The 18,191-nt window shown below is 62.6% G+C and carries 17 protein-coding genes and 2 pseudogenes; 10 read left to right on the top strand and 9 right to left on the bottom strand.

Going from position 1 to position 18,191, the window contains the following annotated elements; genetic code table 11:
* Positions 1-136 precede the first annotated feature (136 nt).
* Positions 137-1,348 carry an MFS transporter gene (locus I6L36_RS07920; RefSeq protein ID WP_109113153.1) on the top strand — a complete coding sequence of 404 codons (1,212 nt, stop codon included), beginning with the start codon at positions 137-139 and terminating at the stop codon, positions 1,346-1,348.
* Between the two features lie 3 nt (positions 1,349-1,351).
* Here I6L36_RS07920 and I6L36_RS07915 read toward each other — a convergent pair whose 3' ends face one another.
* Complete coding sequence (locus I6L36_RS07915; RefSeq protein WP_010675361.1) at positions 1,352-1,705, bottom strand: DsrE/DsrF/TusD sulfur relay family protein; 354 nt, start codon at positions 1,703-1,705, stop codon at positions 1,352-1,354.
* A gap of 160 nt (positions 1,706-1,865) precedes the next feature.
* Between I6L36_RS07915 and I6L36_RS07910 the strand changes: the two genes are divergently transcribed.
* Positions 1,866-2,258: a DUF1090 domain-containing protein gene (locus I6L36_RS07910; protein WP_109113154.1), complete on the top strand. Its 393-nt coding sequence runs from the start codon at positions 1,866-1,868 to the stop codon at positions 2,256-2,258.
* 416 nt (positions 2,259-2,674) lie between these two features.
* Here I6L36_RS07910 and I6L36_RS07905 read toward each other — a convergent pair whose 3' ends face one another.
* Positions 2,675-2,923 (bottom strand): YfhL family 4Fe-4S dicluster ferredoxin, encoded by a 249-nt coding sequence (locus tag I6L36_RS07905; RefSeq protein WP_010675358.1) that lies wholly within the window; start codon positions 2,921-2,923, stop codon positions 2,675-2,677.
* A gap of 1 nt (position 2,924) precedes the next feature.
* Positions 2,925-4,289, bottom strand: a complete 1,365-nt coding sequence (yegQ, locus tag I6L36_RS07900) for a tRNA 5-hydroxyuridine modification protein YegQ (RefSeq protein WP_010675357.1) — start codon at positions 4,287-4,289, stop codon at positions 2,925-2,927.
* Between the two features lie 443 nt (positions 4,290-4,732).
* On the opposite strand from yegQ, the gene I6L36_RS07895 reads away from it, so the two are divergent.
* Positions 4,733-5,659, top strand: coding sequence for a L,D-transpeptidase family protein (locus tag I6L36_RS07895; RefSeq protein WP_109111915.1), 927 nt, complete (start codon positions 4,733-4,735; stop codon positions 5,657-5,659).
* Positions 5,660-5,730: 71 nt separating this feature from the next.
* Here the strand turns inward: I6L36_RS07895 and I6L36_RS07890 are convergent, their stop codons facing one another.
* The 4 genes from I6L36_RS07890 to fldB form a co-directional block, all read right to left on the bottom strand.
* A complete protein-coding gene (locus I6L36_RS07890) occupies positions 5,731-6,108 on the bottom strand; it encodes a VOC family protein (protein WP_010673739.1) in 378 nt (125 codons plus the stop codon).
* A gap of 141 nt (positions 6,109-6,249) precedes the next feature.
* Positions 6,250-7,590: a TldD/PmbA family protein gene (locus tag I6L36_RS07885; RefSeq protein ID WP_041212514.1), complete on the bottom strand. Its 1,341-nt coding sequence runs from the start codon at positions 7,588-7,590 to the stop codon at positions 6,250-6,252.
* Positions 7,590-8,990: a TldD/PmbA family protein gene (locus I6L36_RS07880; protein WP_041212515.1), complete on the bottom strand. Its 1,401-nt coding sequence runs from the start codon at positions 8,988-8,990 to the stop codon at positions 7,590-7,592. The genes I6L36_RS07885 and I6L36_RS07880 overlap by 1 nt, the downstream gene beginning before the upstream one ends.
* Before the next feature lie 618 nt (positions 8,991-9,608).
* Positions 9,609-10,127, bottom strand: a complete 519-nt coding sequence (gene fldB / locus I6L36_RS07875; RefSeq protein ID WP_041212516.1) for a flavodoxin FldB — start codon at positions 10,125-10,127, stop codon at positions 9,609-9,611.
* Positions 10,128-10,310: 183 nt separating this feature from the next.
* On the opposite strand from fldB, the gene xerD reads away from it, so the two are divergent.
* Positions 10,311-11,210 (top strand): site-specific tyrosine recombinase XerD, encoded by a 900-nt coding sequence (xerD, locus tag I6L36_RS07870; RefSeq protein ID WP_042014490.1) that lies wholly within the window; start codon positions 10,311-10,313, stop codon positions 11,208-11,210.
* Between the two features lie 74 nt (positions 11,211-11,284).
* Here the strand turns inward: xerD and mscL are convergent, their stop codons facing one another.
* Positions 11,285-11,695, bottom strand: coding sequence for a large-conductance mechanosensitive channel protein MscL (gene mscL, locus I6L36_RS07865; RefSeq protein WP_010673746.1), 411 nt, complete (start codon positions 11,693-11,695; stop codon positions 11,285-11,287).
* Positions 11,696-11,954: 259 nt separating this feature from the next.
* Between mscL and I6L36_RS07860 the strand changes: the two are divergent.
* The 6 genes and pseudogenes from I6L36_RS07860 to nqrE all read left to right on the top strand — a co-directional run bounded on the left by I6L36_RS07860 (position 11,955) and on the right by nqrE (position 17,634).
* Positions 11,955-12,659 (top strand): annotated as a pseudogene (locus tag I6L36_RS07860) (disulfide isomerase DsbC N-terminal domain-containing protein).
* On the top strand, positions 12,625-14,355 hold the full coding sequence (gene recJ / locus I6L36_RS07855; protein ID WP_109111914.1) for a single-stranded-DNA-specific exonuclease RecJ: 1,731 nt from the start codon (positions 12,625-12,627) through the stop codon (positions 14,353-14,355). The pseudogene I6L36_RS07860 and the gene recJ overlap by 35 nt, the downstream one beginning before the upstream one ends.
* Before the next feature lie 151 nt (positions 14,356-14,506).
* Entirely contained in the window at positions 14,507-15,688 is a 1,182-nt protein-coding gene (locus I6L36_RS07850; RefSeq protein ID WP_109111913.1) for a MerR family transcriptional regulator, read from the top strand.
* A gap of 40 nt (positions 15,689-15,728) precedes the next feature.
* Positions 15,729-16,232 carry a GNAT family N-acetyltransferase gene (locus I6L36_RS07845; RefSeq protein ID WP_109111912.1) on the top strand — a complete coding sequence of 168 codons (504 nt, stop codon included), beginning with the start codon at positions 15,729-15,731 and terminating at the stop codon, positions 16,230-16,232.
* Between the two features lie 306 nt (positions 16,233-16,538).
* Positions 16,539-16,832, top strand: a complete 294-nt coding sequence (locus I6L36_RS07840; protein ID WP_010673751.1) for a hypothetical protein — start codon at positions 16,539-16,541, stop codon at positions 16,830-16,832.
* Between the two features lie 202 nt (positions 16,833-17,034).
* Positions 17,035-17,634, top strand: a pseudogene (gene nqrE, locus I6L36_RS07835) (NADH:ubiquinone reductase (Na(+)-transporting) subunit E).
* Positions 17,635-17,667: 33 nt separating this feature from the next.
* Here nqrE and I6L36_RS07830 read toward each other — a convergent pair.
* Positions 17,668-18,156 carry a GNAT family N-acetyltransferase gene (locus tag I6L36_RS07830; RefSeq protein WP_109111911.1) on the bottom strand — a complete coding sequence of 163 codons (489 nt, stop codon included), beginning with the start codon at positions 18,154-18,156 and terminating at the stop codon, positions 17,668-17,670.
* Between the last annotated feature and the right edge of the window lie 35 nt (positions 18,157-18,191).

The raw sequence follows: 18,191 nt of genomic DNA, 5'->3' as shown, positions 1-18,191 counted from the left end.
CGTATGTGAAAGAGCCGACCCTTGGGTCGGCTTTTTTGTGCCTGTCGCCCGGCATGGCGCAGATTGTCTCCTTGTTCCTTTTGGCGCCCCTTGATATAAGGGACGACCCCGCTTCGTTGGCAAAAGGAATTGCAGCATGTCATGGGCCTACCTCAGGCAGTTTCCTTCCCTGGTCTGGATCGTCATCCTGGGCACTTTCATGGTGCGTACCACCTTCTTCATGGTCTGGCCCTTTCTCTCGATCCTGCTCTACCGTGACTACGGACTTTCGGCGACCCTGATAGGCCTGATTCTGGGGGCCACGGCGGCGCTTTCCACGCTTGTCAGCTTCTATGGCGGCTGGCTCTCGGACAAATGGGGGCGGCGCAACATCCTGCTGTTCGGCTGCCTGGTTTCCGCCGCCAGTGTGGCCCTGCTCGGCCTCTCCCACCAGGTGGGCTGGCTGGCACTCGGGGTGATCGGCAGCGGACTCTCCTACGGGCTCATCGACTCACCGGGCAAGGCACTGATGGCCGACAATCTGGCCGAGCCCAAAGCCCGTGAGCTGGCGCTGCACCTGCGTTATTTCCTGCTCAACCTGGGGGCGGCCATCGGTCCTCTGCTCGGCGTCACCTATGGCCTGAGCGCGCGTCAGGAGACCTTCCTGTTGCTCAGTGCCAGCTATCTGCTGCTTGGCATCGTCTTTATCATCGGGTTCAGGCTGGCGGGTTGCCACACCAGCCAGGCGGCCGGGCCCGGCATGCGTGCCGTGCTGCGGGTGCTCTGGCAGGACAGGGGGTTTCTGCTGCTGATCATGGCCAATCTGCTGCTGATGCTGGTCTACGCCCAGTTCGAGTCGCCCCTCATCCAGTATCTGACCCGCGCGGGGACGCCGGAGGTGGAGCGGCTCATCGGCTGGCTGGTGACGACCAATGCGCTGACCATAGTGATGCTGCAGTTCCCCCTGCTGCACCTGACTGCCCGCTGGTCCACGCGGCGCAAGCTGCAACTCGGGGTGGCGCTCTTTCTCGGCGCCCAGTTGCAGTTTGCGCTGGGGGATACCGCCATCTGGTGGCACTGGATAGTGGCGGTGATCCTCCTGAGCGTCGGGGAGTGCATCCTCTTCCCCTTGCTCAATGTGCTGATCGATCAGATGGCGCCTGGTCATTTGAAGGGGAGCTATTTCGGGGCGGCCTCCATCTCCGGACTCGGGGTGGCCATGGGGGCCTTGCTGGGAGGCTGGGTGCTGGCCTACTGGGGCGGGAGCTGGCTTTACGCCCTGATGGCGCTGCTCTGCCTGGTGATCCTGATGCTCTATGGTCTGAGTACCCGGACCTCGCGCCCTGCGCTGGTCCGGGCCGGGCCCTGACAGCTAGAAGGTCAGCACCTTGTCGGCGGCCAGAGTCCATTGGGCCAGCAAGGGGAGGGTGCCTATCTCTATGCCCTCGACAAGGGGTAGCGGGGTGATGCCGCGCGCATCGGTGCAGCTCTTGCAAAGCCGGATCCGGGTGCCCTGAGCCAGCAGTATCTCCAGCATCTGGCGCAGGTTGTAGCCCTCGGCCGGAGCCTGCCCGGCGAGGGCCGCAGTGACGGCATCCGACATCAGGAAGAGGTTGAGGTCTACCTTTCCCTCCTCTTTGAGGGCGATGCCGAGGCGCAGGGCATTGAACAGGGACTCGCTGCCATAGGGGGCGCCGTTGGCAATGATGAGAATGTGTTGGGTCATGTGGCTCTCCTGATTGAAAGGGCCATTGTAGCCTCGGCGAAAGCGGCCCGGCATGATGCAGAGCACACTCTGTCGTAGCCCGGCCCCGTGTGTCTTGACCTCACACAGGGAGTCAGGTCTCATGGACGGCCATCCAGTATGACAGAACAAAGAGGTTGTTATGTGGAAGATCGCCGGAATAGGCTTATTGTTGTTGGCCGGACAAGCCTATGGTAGTGAAAACATCGGCTGCAAGGCCAGAGAGCAGGCCGTGACGGATCAGCTTGCGTTCGCCAGGGAGCACAACAACCAGGAGCAGGTAGCCGGCCTTGAGCGGGCACTGCGCAACCTGGAGGCCCATTGTACCGATGCCGGGCTCCTTGAGGAGCAGCAACGCAAGGTGGTCATGCAGAGGGAAGAAGTGGAAGAGCGGCTGGCCGAGTTGCAGAGCGCACGGGTCTCGGGCAAGCCGGACAAGATTGCCAAGAAGCAGTCCAAGCTGGAGGAGTCCCAGGCCGAGTTGCTGGAAGCCCAGCGCGAACTCGAGGCGCTGCAAAAACTGGTCAAACCCTGAGGGAAGGGCAGCGCAATAGAAAAAGCCGGGCATGCCCGCAATGCTGTTCAGATAAGCACTTTTTTGACTGATTATTCATAAATTGGATTTGAGTTGAGGGGGCAAGGCTGTGTCCAGTCGATCTTCCTCCAGCCTTTATCCAGCGGGGCTTGCAATAGAAAGAGGGAGGCATCATGCCTCCCTCGCTTTTTTGTCCTGATACTACGTGGACTGGAACTCAAATTCTCTTAAGTGAACAGCATTGCGGGCATGCCCGGCTTTTTCTATTTCTGGATAATGCACCCGCGAGTATCAGACGCTGACTGCCTGTGCATCCGCACGAACTTCTCCATCAGCTGATCTTCGGTTTCCACCCTATGGACGGGATCCCGGAGGATGCCGTCCATGGGGTGCAGACGCTGATGCAGGTGCCACAGCTACTGCCTGTGCATCCGCACGAATTTCTCCATCAACTGATCTTCGGTTTCCACGTGGGCGGGATCCCAGATGATGCAGTCGATAGGGCAGACGCTGATGCAGGTCGGCTTCTCATAGTGGCCGACGCATTCGGTGCAGCGATCCGGGTCTATCTCGTAGATCTTGCTCCCCAGGGTGATGGCTTGGTTCGGACACTCCGGATCGCACATGTCACAGTTGATGCACTTGTCGGTGATGAGCAGTGCCATCTCAGGCCGCCGAGTGAGGTTGACGGGTATCCTCTCGCTCGCCGAGATTGCGCAGCAGGATGCCGTAATTCACGTCGATCTCCTTGGGAACCGGCACGTAGACCACGTGGCCGTTACCCGGCGCGGTGTCGATGAGCTCGCCCTTGCGGTTCTGCATCTGCTCCAGGTTGAAGCTGAGGTTGCCCTGGGGGGTCATCAGCTCCAGGCTGTTGCCCAGCAGGAACTTGTTCTTCACCTCGACTTCGACCATGTCACCATTGCGACCGGTGATCTCGCCGACGAACTGCTGGGTGTCGGAGACGGAGTAACCGTAGTCGTAGTTCTGGTATTCGCTGTGGTTGTGACGGCGCAGGAAGCCCTCGGTGTAGCCGCGGTGGGCCAGGTTCTCGAGGGTGCCCATCAGGGTCGGATCGAACGGACGGCCAGCCACCGCATCGTCGATGGCCTTGCGATAGACCTGGGCGGTACGGGCGCAATAGTAGAAGGACTTGGTACGGCCTTCGATTTTCAGGGAATGAACGCCCATTTTGGTCAGGCGCTCGACGTGCTCGACGGCGCGCAGATCCTTGGAGTTCATGATGTAAGTGCCGTGCTCGTCTTCAAACGCAGTCATGAACTCGCCCGGGCGGTTGGACTCTTCCAGCAGCACCAGGGCATCGGTTGGCTTGCCTGCGCCCAGGGTCGGATCCACCTTTTGCACGGCGATGGGCTCCTGGCGGTGGACGATCTGGCCCACGTCATCTTCCTTGCCCTCGTGCACCTTGTACTCCCAGCGGCAGGAGTTGGTGCAGGTGCCCTGATTGGGGTCACGCTTGTTGATGTAGCCGGAGAGCAGGCAGCGGCCGGAGTAGGCCATGCACAGCGCCCCGTGGACGAAGACTTCCAGTTCCATCTCCGGCACCTGCATGCGGATCTCCTCGATCTCGTCGAGAGACAGCTCGCGGGAGAGGATGGCACGGGTCAGTCCCATCTGATGCCAGAACTTCACCGTGGCCCAGTTGACCGCGTTGGCCTGCACCGAGAGGTGGATAGGCATGTCGGGGAAGGCTTCGCGCATCATCATGATGAGGCCGGGGTCGGACATGATGAGTGCATCCGGCTTCATATCCACCACGGGGCGCATGTCGCGGATGAAGGTCTTGAGCTTGGAGTTGTGGGGCTGGATGTTGGCCACCACATAGAACTGCTTGCCGAGGGCATGGGCCTCGTTGATGCCGAGCTGCAGATTCTCGTGATCGAATTCGTTGTTGCGTACCCGCAGGCTGTAGCGCGGCTGGCCCGCATAGACGGCGTCTGCGCCATAGGCATAGGCGTAGCGCATGTTCTTGAGGGTCCCGGCAGGGGAGAGCAATTCTGGTCTGAACATGTTGGGCTCTTTTATCTGATTGCAAATCAGGACGGCGCCACCTGATGGCGTCGTGTGGGTTCATCGGTGGCGCGACCGTCTTCGACGCACGGCCATCCGATGGGGGTACATCGGAGCAGGAGGTGACTCGATACTCCGGATATACGGGGTGCGAGATTGTACTCGTGACCGCCTCGTCATGCAATTTGGGACGGCCTTGGCATGCCTGCGCCATGTTCATTTTACGCTCAGACTGGGGTTGCTAGAGTGCAAGGGGTGAAAGATGCCCCTGAGTTGGCGATGAAATGGATCTTTTCGGCGAAAAAGACCATCTCCAAGTTGAAATTTTGCCCTGCTCGGGAAAGAATGCGCGCTCGGTTGTTGGTCCCCGGTGACGGGCCCACAAGAGACCGATGATGAGCAGGGCAAAGGCCCACAGGAACAGGAAACCATACAGGAATTTTATGAATCCCCTTCGCATTGCCGCTTCGGCTCTTTTATGTTCGCTGGCGCTGGTCAGCCAGCAGGCCGCCGCCGTTGAATACCAGCTGCCTGCGGCCAACAGCCGCCTGATCGGTGAGAACCAGGAATACGTGGTGCCCGCAGACAACCGTCCGCTGGAGCAGATCGCCTCCGACTTCCAGCTGGGTCTGACCAACATCATGGAAGCCAACCCGGGCGTCGACCCCTACCTGCCCAAGGCGGGCAGCACGCTGATCATTCCCCATCAGCTGATCCTGCCCAACGCTCCCCGCGAAGGGATCGTCATCAACGTGGCGGAGATGCGTCTCTACTACTACCCGAAGGGCAAGAACGTGGTGCATGTGCTGCCCATCGGCATAGGCCAGCTCGGGGTCAACACCCCGGAGAACTGGATCACCAAGGTTGAGCGCAAGCGTGCCAACCCGACCTGGACCCCGACCGAGAACATCCGTCGCCGCTACGCCGCCCAGGGCAAGACCCTGCCCGCGGTCTGGCCGGCCGGCCCGGACAACCCCATGGGCCTGCATGCGCTCTACATCGGCAACCTGTACGCCATCCACGGCACCAACGCCACCTTCGGCATCGGTCTGCGGGTGAGCAGCGGCTGCGTGCGCCTGCGCGCCGACGACATCAAGTACCTGTTCGATCACGTGCCGGTCGGCACCCGCGTCCAGTTCGTCAACCAGCCGGTCAAGACCACGGTCGAGCCGGATGGCGGTCGCTACATGGAAGTGCACGAGCCGCTGTCGCGCACCGAGGAAGAGTTCAACTCCACCGCCTCCGTGCCGCTGCCCATGACCCCGGCTACCACCCGCTTCATCGCCCACGCTGACAGCGATTCCAACGTGGTCAAGCAGGTGCTGGAACAGCGTACCGGCATCCCGACCCGCCTCAATCCAGAAGCGTAATGGCCGGCAAGTGCAGTTAAACAACAACGGCGACCATCAGGTCGCCGTTGTTGTTTCTGCGTATCCGGACGTCAGCTGGCTGGTGGGGCATAGAGGGCCAGCCAGTTGCCTTCGGTATCCTCGATGATGACCCGGGAGCCATGACCGCTGCCGATGCTGTGCAGAGGCTCCAGCACCCGCCCGCCGAGCCGTGGGACCAGCAGTTCCGCTTCCTGCAGCCTGTCACCGAGGGAGAGATAGATGAGGGGACCGGCACCGCCGGGCTGGTGATATTTGTCCATGGGGCCGAGACAGGCCGCCGCGTTGCTGCCGTCGTGGCGCAGCATGGCAAAGCGCATGGTCTCTTCCTGGATGGGGGTGACCTGCACATCGAGCAGGGCCGAGTAGAAGTCCATGGCGCGATCCAGATCCCGTGTCGGAATATCGGCCCAGACCAGGGTGTTGTCCATCGTCGTATTCTCCAGAGTTCCCGGCCAACGCGGTCGGTGGCTCTTTGAGGTTAGAAGTGGCTGTCGGGGGGCGCCATGGATAAAAAAACGGCGCCTGATGGCGCCGCTTGAAGGGGGAAGAGCCGAGTAAGGCTCCCCCTCTTATTTGCCGGCAATGCTGAGCCCGCCAAAGCGGATCAGCGGGGCATAGAAGTCCTTGCCATCGTCGTGGTGCAGCTGGTTGCCGACCGCTTCCAGCTCCCCGAGCAGACGATAGAAGTTGCCCGCCACCGTGATGCCGCGTACCGGTGCCACGCGCTCGCCATTTCGGCAGAGGAAGCCGGAGGCGCCGAACGAGAAGTCGCCGCTCACCGCATCGGCCCCGGAGTGCAGGCCGTCCAGCTTGACCAGCTCCAGGTACTCACCGCTTTGTACCTCGGCCTCGCCGTGGGGGCCGAGCCCGAACACCAGGTGACGAGGGGCCACGTCCAGGGCACTGCGGGCACTGCGGGCGGCTGCACCGTTGCTCGTCACGCCGAAGTGGCGGGCGGTGGCGCTGTTGTGCAGCAGGGTCTTGAGCTCCCCCTCGCCGATGAGCAGGAGATCCGAAGTGGCGGCCCCTTCGCCGTCAAACGCCTTGATCTTCATGCCCCCCGGCATATAGGCACGACTCTCCAGGGTGAGCCAGCGAGAAGCCACGCTTTGGCCCAGCTTGTCGCGCCAGGGGTTGATCCCCTGCTGGGCCCACTTGCCAGACAGTGCGGACTGGAAGCAGCCAAACAGGCTGGCAAAGCAGTGGGTGCTGAAGATGACGCTGTAGCGACCGCTTGGCACCGCCTCACCCATCAGCAGGCCATCGGCCACGGCGTGGATCTGGCGGATGAGAGGCTGGCTCTCCAATTCGTCGAAGCGCCGTGCGTACTGTCCCTGGTAGTGCATGGACTGGCGGCCCTCCCGCTCGATGAGAGCGGAGCTGTGGCAGCCGACGCTGAATTCCTGATGTTCACAGATGCTGCCCTGGCTGTTGGCAAGCCAGAGGCGGCTCTCCCCCTCGAAGAAGCCGTTGTAGGGGGCGCCGGTCACGTCCGGCAGGGCCAGCATGTCGGACTCGAGGCGCAGGGTCAGGGCGATCTTCTCTTCCACCGCCGTGGTGTCGGCCTGATGTATCTCGGCGCAGTCGGTGATGAGCCTGCTCTGCTGCACTGTGATGCGCTGATCCGGGTCCACCTTGGCGAAGCGGCTCGCATCGAGCGCATCTTGCACCATGGCGTCCAGGGCCGACGCGTCGAGGGACTCGGAATAGGCGATGCCGACCCGGCCTTCCTTGATGAGGCGAATGCCGATCTGCTGGCTGCTGGTGACCTTGTATTCACTGAGCTCGCCCTTGTCGGCCTTGAGGGAGAAGGCCTTCTCCTGATTGGCGATGACGTCTGCCTCGGCACCCAGATCGGCGACCTGGTCCAATAGACGGGCAAGCAGTTGGTTCATGTCGAGTTGGCTCATCAGGCGTTCCCTCCGACCAGGATATTGTCAACCTTGAGCGGCGGCTGGCCGACCGAGGCGGGAATGGATCCGGAGACCGAGCCGCACATGCCGGCGGAGAGGGCCAGATCGCGCCCCACCATGGAGATCTCCTTCAATACCTGCGGGCCGGTGCCGATCAGGGTGGCCGACTTGAGGGGCCGGGTGATCCTGCCCCCCTCGATGAGGTAGGCCTCCTGCACGTTGAAGTTGAACTCGCCGGTACCTGGCTGCACAGAGCCCCCCCCCATCCGCTTGGCATAGATGCCGTGTTCCACGGTTGCCAGCATGTCGTCGAGGCTGTAGTTGCCCGGTTCGATATAGGTGTTGCGCATGCGGGAGGCGGGGGCGAACTTGTAGGATTCCCGGCGCCCGGAACCGGTGCGGGCGTAGCCGGTGCGAAGGGCCCCCATTCTGTCCACCAGGAAGCCGGTCAGCACGCCATCCTTGATGAGCTGGGTGTGCTGGGTCGCCATCCCCTCGTCATCGACGTTGATGGAGCCCCAGGCGTTGCCCTGCAAGCCCTCGTCCACCGCGCTGACCGCGGGGTTGGCGATGAGCTGGCCCATCTTGTCGTGGAACACGGATGCCTTCTTGGCCACCGAGGTGGTCTCCAGCAGGTGACCGCACGCCTCGTGGAAGATGACGCCGCCAAAGCCGCTCTCCATGATGACCGGCAGCTTGCCGCTAGGGCAGGGGGCGGCTCCCAGCTTCACCAGTGCCTGGCGGGTGGCGGTGAGAGCCAGCTCGCGGGGATCGATGCTCTCGGCATGTTCCCATCCCTTCATGGCACCGGGGGCTTCATAACCTACGCTCTGCTCGCCCCCGTCCAGGGCGATGGTCTGGGCCATGATGCGGTTGTAGTGGCGGCGATCGCTCACCTGCACCCCTTCGCTGTTGAAGATCTCCACCTCCTGCTCCCAGCCGAGCACGTTGCCCGAGAACTGGCTCACCTTGTCGCTCTCGGCGCGGGCCGCAGCGTCCATGGCATGCAGGTAGGCGATCTTCTGCTCCAGCAGCTTGTCGGCCGACAGCGGCAGAGCGATCGGGTTACGGTCGGTCAGGCGGGTGAAGTCAAAGGCGGTGGCGGTGACCACGGGGTCACGCCTGTCCTTGGCCGCCAGCAGGGTAACGATGCGCAAGAGCTCGTTGCGATCGGCCAGGTTGGTGTAGCCGTAGAGCACCTTGTGGCCGTAGCACAGGCGAACGCCGATACCGAAGTCGAGACCACCGCTAATGTTCTCTATCTGGCTGGAGAGCAGGCTGAGCTGGCTGCGGCGCTTGCGCTCCACAAACAGCTCGGCGAAATCGGCACCCAGCGCCAGCGCGTGATCGAGCACGTCGCGGGCGATGGCGGGGGCCAACAGGGAGAATGAAGTCATAGAATATCCTTTTCTGGTCTGTCCGTTTGCTTCCGACACCCGGCGTTGTGTTGTTATGGGGTGTCGACCTCATTGTTGCAGACCAGAAGCAAAAAGTCGCTATAGCGTCAGCCGATGATACCAAACGAGAAAATCGGTGCGATTTATGCGCCCGGCAGCCCGAGCGCAGGCTACCGGCAGGGGAGGTTGGCGCCGCTCATGGCGCTCGCTTGATATGAGGTCGACCCACTGCTCGATACGGAGTTGGTCTGGTCGTCCATTGGCCGGCGTCGTCGAACATCCAGGCGATCAGGGTCAGAGCAGTTCGTGGATCTCACTCAGGAGCTGGTCGACCCATTGCTCGATACGGGGTCGGTCTGGTCGTCCATTGGCTGGCGTCGTCGAACATCCAGGCGGTCAGGGTCAGAGCAGTTCGTGGATCTCGCTCAGGATCTGGTTGACCCACTGCTCGATACGGGGTCGATCTAGTCGCCCATTGGCCGGCGTCGTTGAACATCCAGGCGGCCAGGATCAGAGCAGTTCGTGGATCTCGCTCAGGATCTGGTCGACCCACTGCTCGATACGGGGTCGGTCTGGTCGTCCATTGGCTGGCGTCGTCGAACATCCAGGCGGCCAGGATCAGAGCAGTTCGTGGATCTCGCTCAGGATCTGGTCGACCCACTGCTCGATGCGGGACTCGGTCTGGTCGTACTGGTTGGCGTCATCGAGGGCCAGCCCGACGAAGTGACGGCCATCGTCGATGAGCGCCTTGGAGGCGTCAAACTCGTACCCCTCGTTGGGCCAGTAGCCCACCAGCTTGACTCCCTTGGGGACCAGCTGATCGTGCAGCAGGCCGAGGGCATCCTGATACCACTCCCCATAGCCCAGCTGATCGCCCATGCCAAACAGGGCGATGATGCGTCCCTCCAGATGCAGGTCGGCGATGTCTTCCCAGCGGGATTCCCAGTCCTCCTGCAGCTCGCCGAAGTCCCAGGTGGAGATGCCTAGGATCAGGATGTCGTACTCCTGCATGCGGGCGAGGGGCACATCCTTGATGTTGTGGAGATCGACCAGCTCGGGGCCGATGAGGGCGCGGATCTTCTCGGCGGCCATCTCGGTGTAGCAGGTGGTGGAGCCATAAAACAAACCTATCTTCATCGCTCTTCTCTTGATCGCAGTCGGCAAGGGGCGTGACCGGCACAGCGGCGCCCGGGGGGAGGGCGCCAGTCTAGCAGATTGCGCCGGGCTCTTCACCGCCTGAGGGGATGTGCAGCCTTGCCTTGCGGCCCGGGTGGGTCGGCACGTTACAATGGCGACCTGTTTCCCTGAGCGCGGCCCACCATGAGCAAAGCAGAATCCCATCCCCTGATCGAGCCGTTTCTCGACGCCCTCTGGCTGGAGCGGGGGCTCTCCGACAACACGGTCAGCTCCTATCGCACCGACCTGGAAAAATTTGCCCTCTGGCTCGATGAGCAAGGCGGTTCCCTGCTGCTGGCGGGGCTGGACGACATCCAGCACTACCTCGCCTGGCGGGTGGACCACCAGTTCGCGGCCAGCAGCACGGCCCGTTTCCTCTCGGCCCTGCGCCGCTTCTACCAGTACCTCAATCGCGAGAAGCTGCGCAGCGACGATCCCACCGTGCTGCTGGAGGGGCCAAAGCTCCCCAAAAAGCTGCCATCGGATCTGAGCGAAGCCGAGGTGGAGGCGCTGCTGCAAGCCCCCCTGGTGGACGATCCGCTGGAGCTGCGGGACAAGGCAATGCTCGAGCTGCTCTACGCCACCGGGCTGCGGGTGTCCGAGCTGGTGGGGCTGACCGCCGAACACGTCAGCCTGCGCCAGGGGCTGGTGCGGGTGGTAGGCAAGGGCAACAAGGAGCGCCTGGTCCCCATGGGGGAGGAGGCGGTGCACTGGCTGGAGCGCTACTACCGGGAGGGGCGCACCCTGCTGCTGGGTGGCACCAGCTCGGACGTGGTGTTCCCCTCCAAGCGGGCCCGGATGATGACCCGCCAGACCTTCTGGCACCGCATCAAGCTCTATGCCCTGAGAGCCGGCATCAGGGGGGAACTCTCCCCCCACACCCTGCGTCACGCCTTCGCCACCCACCTGCTCAATCACGGCGCCGATCTGCGAGTGGTGCAGATGCTGCTGGGCCACGCGGATCTCTCCACCACCCAGATTTATACCCACGTGGCCAACGAGCGGCTCAAGGCACTGCACGGCCAGCACCACCCCAGAGCCTGAGCGCCTCATCGGCCTTGCAACAAAAAACCGCCCGAAGGCGGTTTTTTTTTCAGCACACGACAGGGAGGAAACGGTTATTTCCCCTGCTGGGATTTCAGCAAGTCGCGGATCTCGGTCAGCAGCTCCTGATCCTTGGTGGGGCCGGCCGGGGCAGCGGCTTCCTCTTCCTGCTTCTTCTTCAGGGTGTTGATGGCCTTGAGCCCCATGAAGATGGCGAAGGAGATGATCAGGAAGTCGATACAGGTCTGGATGAACTTGCCGTAGGCGATGACCACGGCAGGGGCATCCCCTTCGGCGGCCTTCAGGGTCACGGCGAGATCGCTGAAATCCACGCCCCCCAGGATCAGCCCGATGGGGGGCATGATCACGTCTCCCACGAAGGAGGAGACAATCTTGCCAAAGGCGGCACCTATGATGATACCGACCGCCATGTCGATCACATTGCCCCTGGATGCAAAGGCCTTGAACTCTTGAATCAGACTCATTTTTCCCCCTAAAAATGGACAACGTGCCACCTGAGCGCACGTCGATTTGAATAATAAAACATCAGCAAAACAGAGGGATGACTAAAAATGTCTCCCGTCGTCCTGATTAGCTTGCGGGGCTCAAGCCCGATTGGCAACCTGTCATCCCGTGATTTTTTCTTGCGGACGTTATTAATCGATCACTAATTAAGGTCTTTGGGAGAGGGAATTGTCTGGGTTACCTTATGAGACCCTTCAATCATGCCAAGTGAATGAGCTGATGCGATATTTACTGCTGGGAATGATGCTGCTGTGCGCTTTTGCGGCCAGCGCGGGGATGGACCCCCATGTGTTGAAACAGACCATAGAGCAGCGCCTCGGTGTGCAGGTCTACCTGGTGGACGAGACCCCCATGCCGGGCCTCTATCTGCTGGGCACGGCCCAGGGACTGCTCTACAGCGATGCCAGGGGAGACTATGTGCTGCAGGGCTCCATGCTGGATCTGGCCCACGACATGAGAAACCTCACCCGGCTCAGCCAGCAGCAGCAACGCAGGCTGGCGCTCTCCCAGATAGGGGAGGCCCGGCTCTGGCTCAAGGCCACCCCTGAACGCCACCGCCTCACCCTGTTTACCGATCTCGCCTGCGGTCCTTGTCGCATCGCGCTGGAGGAGTTGCCCCGTTTGCAGGCGAGGGGCGTGAGCGTGTAACTGCTGCCTGCGCCTGTCGCCGCCTCGGATCAGGCTAGCTGGTGCGATCCCGGGCTGCTGCGCGAACTCAACTTCAGCGATCGTTTGCCTGAGAGCGGCTGTAATGCGATCCTTGCCCATCATATCGGCCTGAGCCAATGGCTCGGGATCAAGGCGTCACCGAGCTGGGTCCTGCCCAATGGCGACCTGGTGCGCGGTTACCAGAGCCCCGAACAACTGCTCAAGATACTGGATCACATCAATGCCCCTGCAAATCCGTCGTCGTCCGCGAGTTGATGATTCCCATCTGCCCGCCACCCTGCACCCGCTGCTTCGCCAGATCTTCACCAGCCGCGGGGTCGAAGACCCTGCCCTGCTGGAGCGCAGCGCCAACCAGCTGCTGCCGCCCCAGCGCCTGTTCGGCATGGCGCAGGCGGTGCCGCTGCTGGCCGAGGCGCTGACGGCGCAAAAACGCATTCTCATCGTCGGTGACTTCGACTGCGACGGCGCCACCAGCTCGGCCCTGTGCGTGCTGGCTTTGCGCGCCATGGGGGGGCACCACATCGATTTTCTGGTGCCCAACCGATTCGAGTTCGGTTATGGCCTCACCCCGGAGATCGTCGAGCTGGCGGTGGCCCGCGGCGCCGAGTTCCTGATCACGGTGGACAACGGCATCTCCAGCATCGCCGGGGTGGCGGCGGCCAAGGCGGCAGGCATGCAGGTACTGGTTACCGATCACCATTTGCCCGGCCAGGAGCTGCCTGACGCCGACGCGATAGTGAACCCCAACCAGCATGGCTGCGACTTCCCCTCCAAGTCCCTGGCCGGGGTCGGGGTCGCCTTCTATCTGATGGCGGCCCTCAACACCCATCTGCGCCAGAGCGGCTGGTATGAGTGCCAGGGGCTGCGCGCCCCCAACGTGGCGGATTACCTGGATCTGGTGGCCCTCGGCACCGTGGCCGACGTGGTGGCGCTCGATGGCAACAACCGCATCCTGGTTCATCAGGGGTTGCAGCGGATCCGGGCCGGCCGTTGTCGCCCCGGCATCCAGGCGCTGGTGGATGTGTCGGGCCGCGACGGTCGTCGCCTGTGCGCTGCCGATCTCGGCTTTGCGCTGGGGCCGCGCCTCAACGCGGTGGGCCGGCTCGATGACATGTCCCTCGGGGTCGCTTGTCTGCTCTGTGACGACATCAACCTGGCGCGCCAGTTCGCCTCCGAAATGGACAGCCTCAACCAGGAGCGCAAGGAGATCGAGCAGGGGATGCAGCAGGAGGCGCTCGCCACTTTGGAGCAGATCCGTTTTCGTGACGGCGAGGTGCCCTCCGGCATCGTGCTGCACCGAAACGAGTGGCATCAGGGGGTGGTGGGGCTGGTGGCCTCCAAGGTGAAGGAGAAGTACTACCGCCCGGTCATCGCCTTTGCCGAGAGCAGCGAGACCGAGCTCAAGGGCTCCGGGCGCTCCATCCCGGGGGTGCACCTGCGCGATGCGCTGGAACTGCTCGATACCCGCCACCCCGGCTTGATGGGCAAGTTTGGCGGCCACGCCATGGCGGCCGGGTTGACCCTGCCCAAGGCCAATATCGAGGCCTTCGGGCGGGCTTTTGAGGCGGTCATCGGCGAGCTGGTGACCCCTGAGCTCTTGACCGGGGTGCTGCTCACCGATGGCGAACTGCTGCCGGACGAGCTCACCCTCGAGCTGGCAGAGCTTATTCGCGCCTCCGGCCCCTGGGGTCAGGCCTTCCCCGAGCCGCTGTTTGACGGGGAATTCGTGCTGGTGCAGCAGCGGCTGGTGGGGGAGAAGCACCTCAAGATGATGCTGACCACGGATTCCGGCCACGCGGTGGATGCCATCGCCTTTGGCGTCGACTTGCAACGCTGGCCCGATGCCTCGGTGAAGCGGGTGCGGCTGGTCTACCGGCTCGACGTCAACGAGTGGCGTGGCAACCGCAGCGTGCAGTTGCTGGTGGAGCATCTGGAAGCCGCCGGTCTCTGATTCCCGCGAGTCTCTCTTGCTGCCGATGACGGCCACCTCAGGGTGGCCGTTTTTTTATGGTGTGAACCCGGATGTTGTCGTTGACCCGTCTATTGCTTCACAGTTTAAGCTTCCCTTCATCGGGTCACGGACACCTCAGCGAGTGGTTGTCATGAAAATATCTGAACTGGCCCGGCGCTGCGGCCTGGCACGCTCCACCCTGCTCTATTACGAGAAACTGGGGGTGATTGCGGGCACGAGGGGCGCCAACGGCTATCGCCACTACGACGATGACGATCTGCAGCGGCTGCGGATGGTACAGGCCCTGCAGGCCGGTGGCCTCAGCCTCAAGCAGTGCCTCGCCTGTCTGGCGGGCGAGCTGGAGCAGGCGACACTGGAAGCCCGGGTCAGGGAGCTGGATGAAGAGCTGGCGCGGATGCAACGCGCCCGGGATCTGCTGGCGGATCTCGCCGGTTTGCGTGCGCACTCCGGCGACGAGTTCAAGGCCTGGCAGCGGCAACTGCAGCATCAAGCCCCGCAGGCCTACTTTGCCTGGGTGATGAAGCAGGGATTCAGTGAAAAAGAGCGTTACCACCTGCAGTGGCTCAGCAAAGACATGAACGAACATGAGCGCTACATCCGGGATTTCAAGCTGCTGCTGGACGGCATGAGCTATTGGGGGCCGGGCGATAGCCTCTTCACACAGCAGCAGTTTGCCGCGCTGCCCAGCCAGCCTCGCCGGATCCTCGACATGGGCTGCGGGCGCGGCGCCGCCACCTTGGCGCTGGCACAGGTGACGGACGCCACCATAGTGGCCATCGATCTGGACGAGGAGGCGCTGGCCGCCGTGGCGAGATCGGCCAGCGCGGCTGGCTTTGAGCAGGTCACTACCCTGTGCGCCAACATGGCGGCGCTGCCGGCAGACCTTGCCCCCGCCGATCTCATCTGGGCCGAGGGGAGTGCCTACACCATCGGGGTGGCCAACGCCTTGCAGGCATGGCGGCCGTACCTTGCCGGCCCTGCTGCCTGCCTGGTGCTGAGCGACCTGGTGTGGCTGACTGACACGCCCCCAGAGGAGGCGCTGGCGTTCTGGCAGCGAGATTATCCCGCAATGCAGACCCTGGCGGGCCTGCTCAAAACGGTGCAGGAGGCGGGTTATCGCTGTCTGTGGCATACCCCGTTGCCGCAAAGGGCCTGGGACAACTATCTGGATCCCATCGAGCGCAATCTGGCGCGCCACCGTGCCGAGCTGGGGGATAGCCCAGCCTGGCAGGATCTGAGCCGGGAAGTGGCCATCCACCGCCAATACCTGGGCAGCTATGGCTATGTGATCTGCTGCCTGCAGACAGTCTGATCAGGCCATCCATTGCAAGATAACAAACGGAGAAAACCTTATGAATATTCTCATTCGACCTGAAACGGGCGCCGATCACGACGCCATTGAAGCGCTGACCGTGGCCGCGTTCCTCAATGCCCCCCATACCGATCACAACGAGCAGCTGATCGTGCGCGCCTTGCGCCAGGCCGGGGCACTCAGCCTGTCGCTGGTGGCGGAGCAGGCGGGGCGGGTGGTCGGCCACCTCTGCTTCTCGCCGGTCACCATCAGCGATGGCAGCCCGCACTGGTATGGCCTTGGCCCCATTTCCGTCTCCCCTGCGCTTCAGGGCAGGGGGCTGGGGTCACGGCTGATGGACGCGGGTCTGGCCGAGCTCAAGGGGATGGGAGCGGTCGGCTGCGTGGTGCTGGGGGATCCCGGCTTCTACGGCCGTTTCGGTTTCGTGCCCGAGCCGGGGTTGACGCTGCCCGGCGTGCCGCCCGAGTACTTCATGGCCCGCTCGTTCGGCGCTGCCATGCCCAGTGGTGAAGTGCGCTATCACCCGGCCTTCGAGCAGGGCTAAGCCCTCACCTTGAGGAAGATGCAAGTCGCTTTCTCAAGGTGGTGCAACCTTGCCGGTTTTAGGGAATAGGGCGGTGTTTAATATCAACCTTTCTGATATCTCATGGTGGAAAATGCAATAAGTGACGGTATTGTGATATATTCCACCTGTAATTTTTCTTGACGGACAGCCCCCTTGTCATCCTCTCGCCGCCCCTCGTCATGGCCGATGGTGCTTGCCATCGCCTGCCTTCTCTGGCTTGCCGCTGCGGCGGCGGCAGGGGTCGTTGCAACGCCGGGAATGGAGACGCAAGGGCAGGAGTGGCCGATGCTGTTCCATGAGCCAGCGAACCCGGGGCTTGCCGACAACGTCAGCCTGCCGCCCGCCTCCCAGTGGCGGCTCGGTTTCGAACAGGGACGGCGACTGGAAGGGGCCGCTCATGCCGAGCTCTACCAGATGCTGCTGGCCTGGTTCCAGCACGAGATCCTCGGCCTGCTCTGCGGCCTGCTGTTTTTCCTGCCTCTCATCTATCTCAGGCAGCGGCCCGACTACTTCGGCGCTCTGCACACACGGCGGCTTCGCTGCCACCACCTGCAATATCGCTTCTGCCAGGGCGACTAGGTTCACCAGCCGGGCGCCTGCCCGTTTGATCCCCGTCATTGAGTACCGCTGACCGGGCTGCTCGGCAGTCTGGCGGCTGCCGTGGTCATTCTGGGTGCTGCGCCAGCTCTCTCTGTAAACGTCATCCGTGACGTCATCTTCGCGACTGGCCGTTGGCCGGGCGCGGACGTGCTCTTATTGCAACCAAGTGGTGAACTCATTCATGGACTATTACGTCAATCTCTTCATCCAGTCGATTTTTGTGGAAAACCTGGCGCTGGCCTTCTTCCTTGGCATGTGCACCTTCCTGGCCGTTTCCAAGAACATCAACACCGCCTTCGGTTTGGGCATGACGGTGCTGGTGGTCATGGTGATCGCCATTCCCCTCAACAACCTGATCTACCGCCATATCCTGCGTCCCTAGAGTACCTTCCTCGGGGAGTTTGATCTGGGCTTTCTCGATTTCATCGTCTACATCGGGGTGCTGGCGGCGCTGGTGCAGGTGATGGAGATGGTGCTCGACAAACATTTCCCAGCGCTCCATCACGCGCTCGGTATCTATCTGCCGCTGCTGACGGTGCACTGCGCCATCTTCGGCGGGGTGATGTTCATGGCCCAGCGGGATTACGACTTCATCGAATCCGTGGTCTACGGGGCGGGCTCAGGGCTGGGCTGGCTGCTGGCCATCGTCGCCATTGCGGGGTTGCGCCAGAAGATGAAGTATTCGGATGTGCCCGAGGGGCTGCGGGGGATCGGCATTACCTTCATCGTGGCCGGGCTGATGTCCCTCGGCTTCATGTCTTTTTCCGGCATCTCGCTCTGAGCCATGGGCCGGGTGGTGGCCCAATGAAGGTGCTCAATCCAGACGCTTTGCCATGTTGTAGCCGGTGATGGTGAAGCCCAGCGCCTGATAGAGCGCCAGTGCCCTCGGGTTGTCATGGGCCACCCTCAGCTTGATCTGGTGGATGCCTAGGGGGGCGAGCTGCGCTTCCAGGGCGGCCATGGCTGCCTTGCCGAGGCCGCGACCACGATGGGGCGGTGTCACATAGAAGTCGTAGATGAAGGTGGTGCCGGCGGCGGCGTCGATGGCGTGCCAGAGATAGCCCAGAGGCTCGCCCGGCGCGTTCGAGGCTTCAGGTACCATGGCGAGCAGGTGATGACCCGGGGTGGCGACACCCAGTGGCAGGAGCTGCTGCAACGAGGCGTCGGCCTGACGGTGGGCGTCAGGCAGCGCCATCCCGTGGTTGCTGGCAAGATCCTGGGCGTAATCCTCGATGAAGTAGTCGCGATAGGCGGGAAAGTCTGCGTCACGCAGGGGGATCAGGCGAACGGTGAGAGTCGGCATCCGGCACAGCACTCCAGAGAAGGGGAGTGGCCACG

This window comes from Aeromonas sp. FDAARGOS 1406 (assembly GCF_019048565.1).
Lineage (GTDB): Bacteria > Pseudomonadota > Gammaproteobacteria > Enterobacterales > Aeromonadaceae > Aeromonas > Aeromonas caviae.
The sequence above is the reverse complement of the archived record's forward strand: the minus strand, read 5'-3'. Positions and strand labels throughout refer to the sequence as shown.

Bases quoted from the DNA above. Each gene is read 5' to 3' on its own strand.
- I6L36_RS07840 (WP_010673751.1), top strand. From the start codon at position 16,539: ATGCTGTTCCATGAGCCAGCGAACCCGGGGCTTGCCGACAACGTCAGC.
- I6L36_RS07880 (WP_041212515.1), bottom strand. From the start codon at position 8,990: ATGACTTCATTCTCCCTGTTGGCCCCCGCCATCGCCCGCGACGTGCTC.
- I6L36_RS07915 (WP_010675361.1), bottom strand. From the start codon at position 1,705: ATGACCCAACACATTCTCATCATTGCCAACGGCGCCCCCTATGGCAGC.
- mscL (WP_010673746.1), bottom strand. From the start codon at position 11,695: ATGAGTCTGATTCAAGAGTTCAAGGCCTTTGCATCCAGGGGCAATGTG.
- I6L36_RS07910 (WP_109113154.1), top strand. From the start codon at position 1,866: ATGTGGAAGATCGCCGGAATAGGCTTATTGTTGTTGGCCGGACAAGCC.
- yegQ (WP_010675357.1), bottom strand. From the start codon at position 4,289: ATGTTCAGACCAGAATTGCTCTCCCCTGCCGGGACCCTCAAGAACATG.
- I6L36_RS07850 (WP_109111913.1), top strand. From the start codon at position 14,507: ATGAAAATATCTGAACTGGCCCGGCGCTGCGGCCTGGCACGCTCCACC.
- I6L36_RS07920 (WP_109113153.1), top strand. From the start codon at position 137: ATGTCATGGGCCTACCTCAGGCAGTTTCCTTCCCTGGTCTGGATCGTC.
- fldB (WP_041212516.1), bottom strand. From the start codon at position 10,127: ATGAAGATAGGTTTGTTTTATGGCTCCACCACCTGCTACACCGAGATG.
- I6L36_RS07830 (WP_109111911.1), bottom strand. From the start codon at position 18,156: ATGCCGACTCTCACCGTTCGCCTGATCCCCCTGCGTGACGCAGACTTT.
- I6L36_RS07885 (WP_041212514.1), bottom strand. From the start codon at position 7,590: ATGAGCCAACTCGACATGAACCAACTGCTTGCCCGTCTATTGGACCAG.
- xerD (WP_042014490.1), top strand. From the start codon at position 10,311: ATGAGCAAAGCAGAATCCCATCCCCTGATCGAGCCGTTTCTCGACGCC.
- I6L36_RS07890 (WP_010673739.1), bottom strand. From the start codon at position 6,108: ATGGACAACACCCTGGTCTGGGCCGATATTCCGACACGGGATCTGGAT.
- I6L36_RS07895 (WP_109111915.1), top strand. From the start codon at position 4,733: ATGAATCCCCTTCGCATTGCCGCTTCGGCTCTTTTATGTTCGCTGGCG.
- I6L36_RS07845 (WP_109111912.1), top strand. From the start codon at position 15,729: ATGAATATTCTCATTCGACCTGAAACGGGCGCCGATCACGACGCCATT.
- I6L36_RS07905 (WP_010675358.1), bottom strand. From the start codon at position 2,923: ATGGCACTGCTCATCACCGACAAGTGCATCAACTGTGACATGTGCGAT.
- recJ (WP_109111914.1), top strand. From the start codon at position 12,625: ATGCCCCTGCAAATCCGTCGTCGTCCGCGAGTTGATGATTCCCATCTG.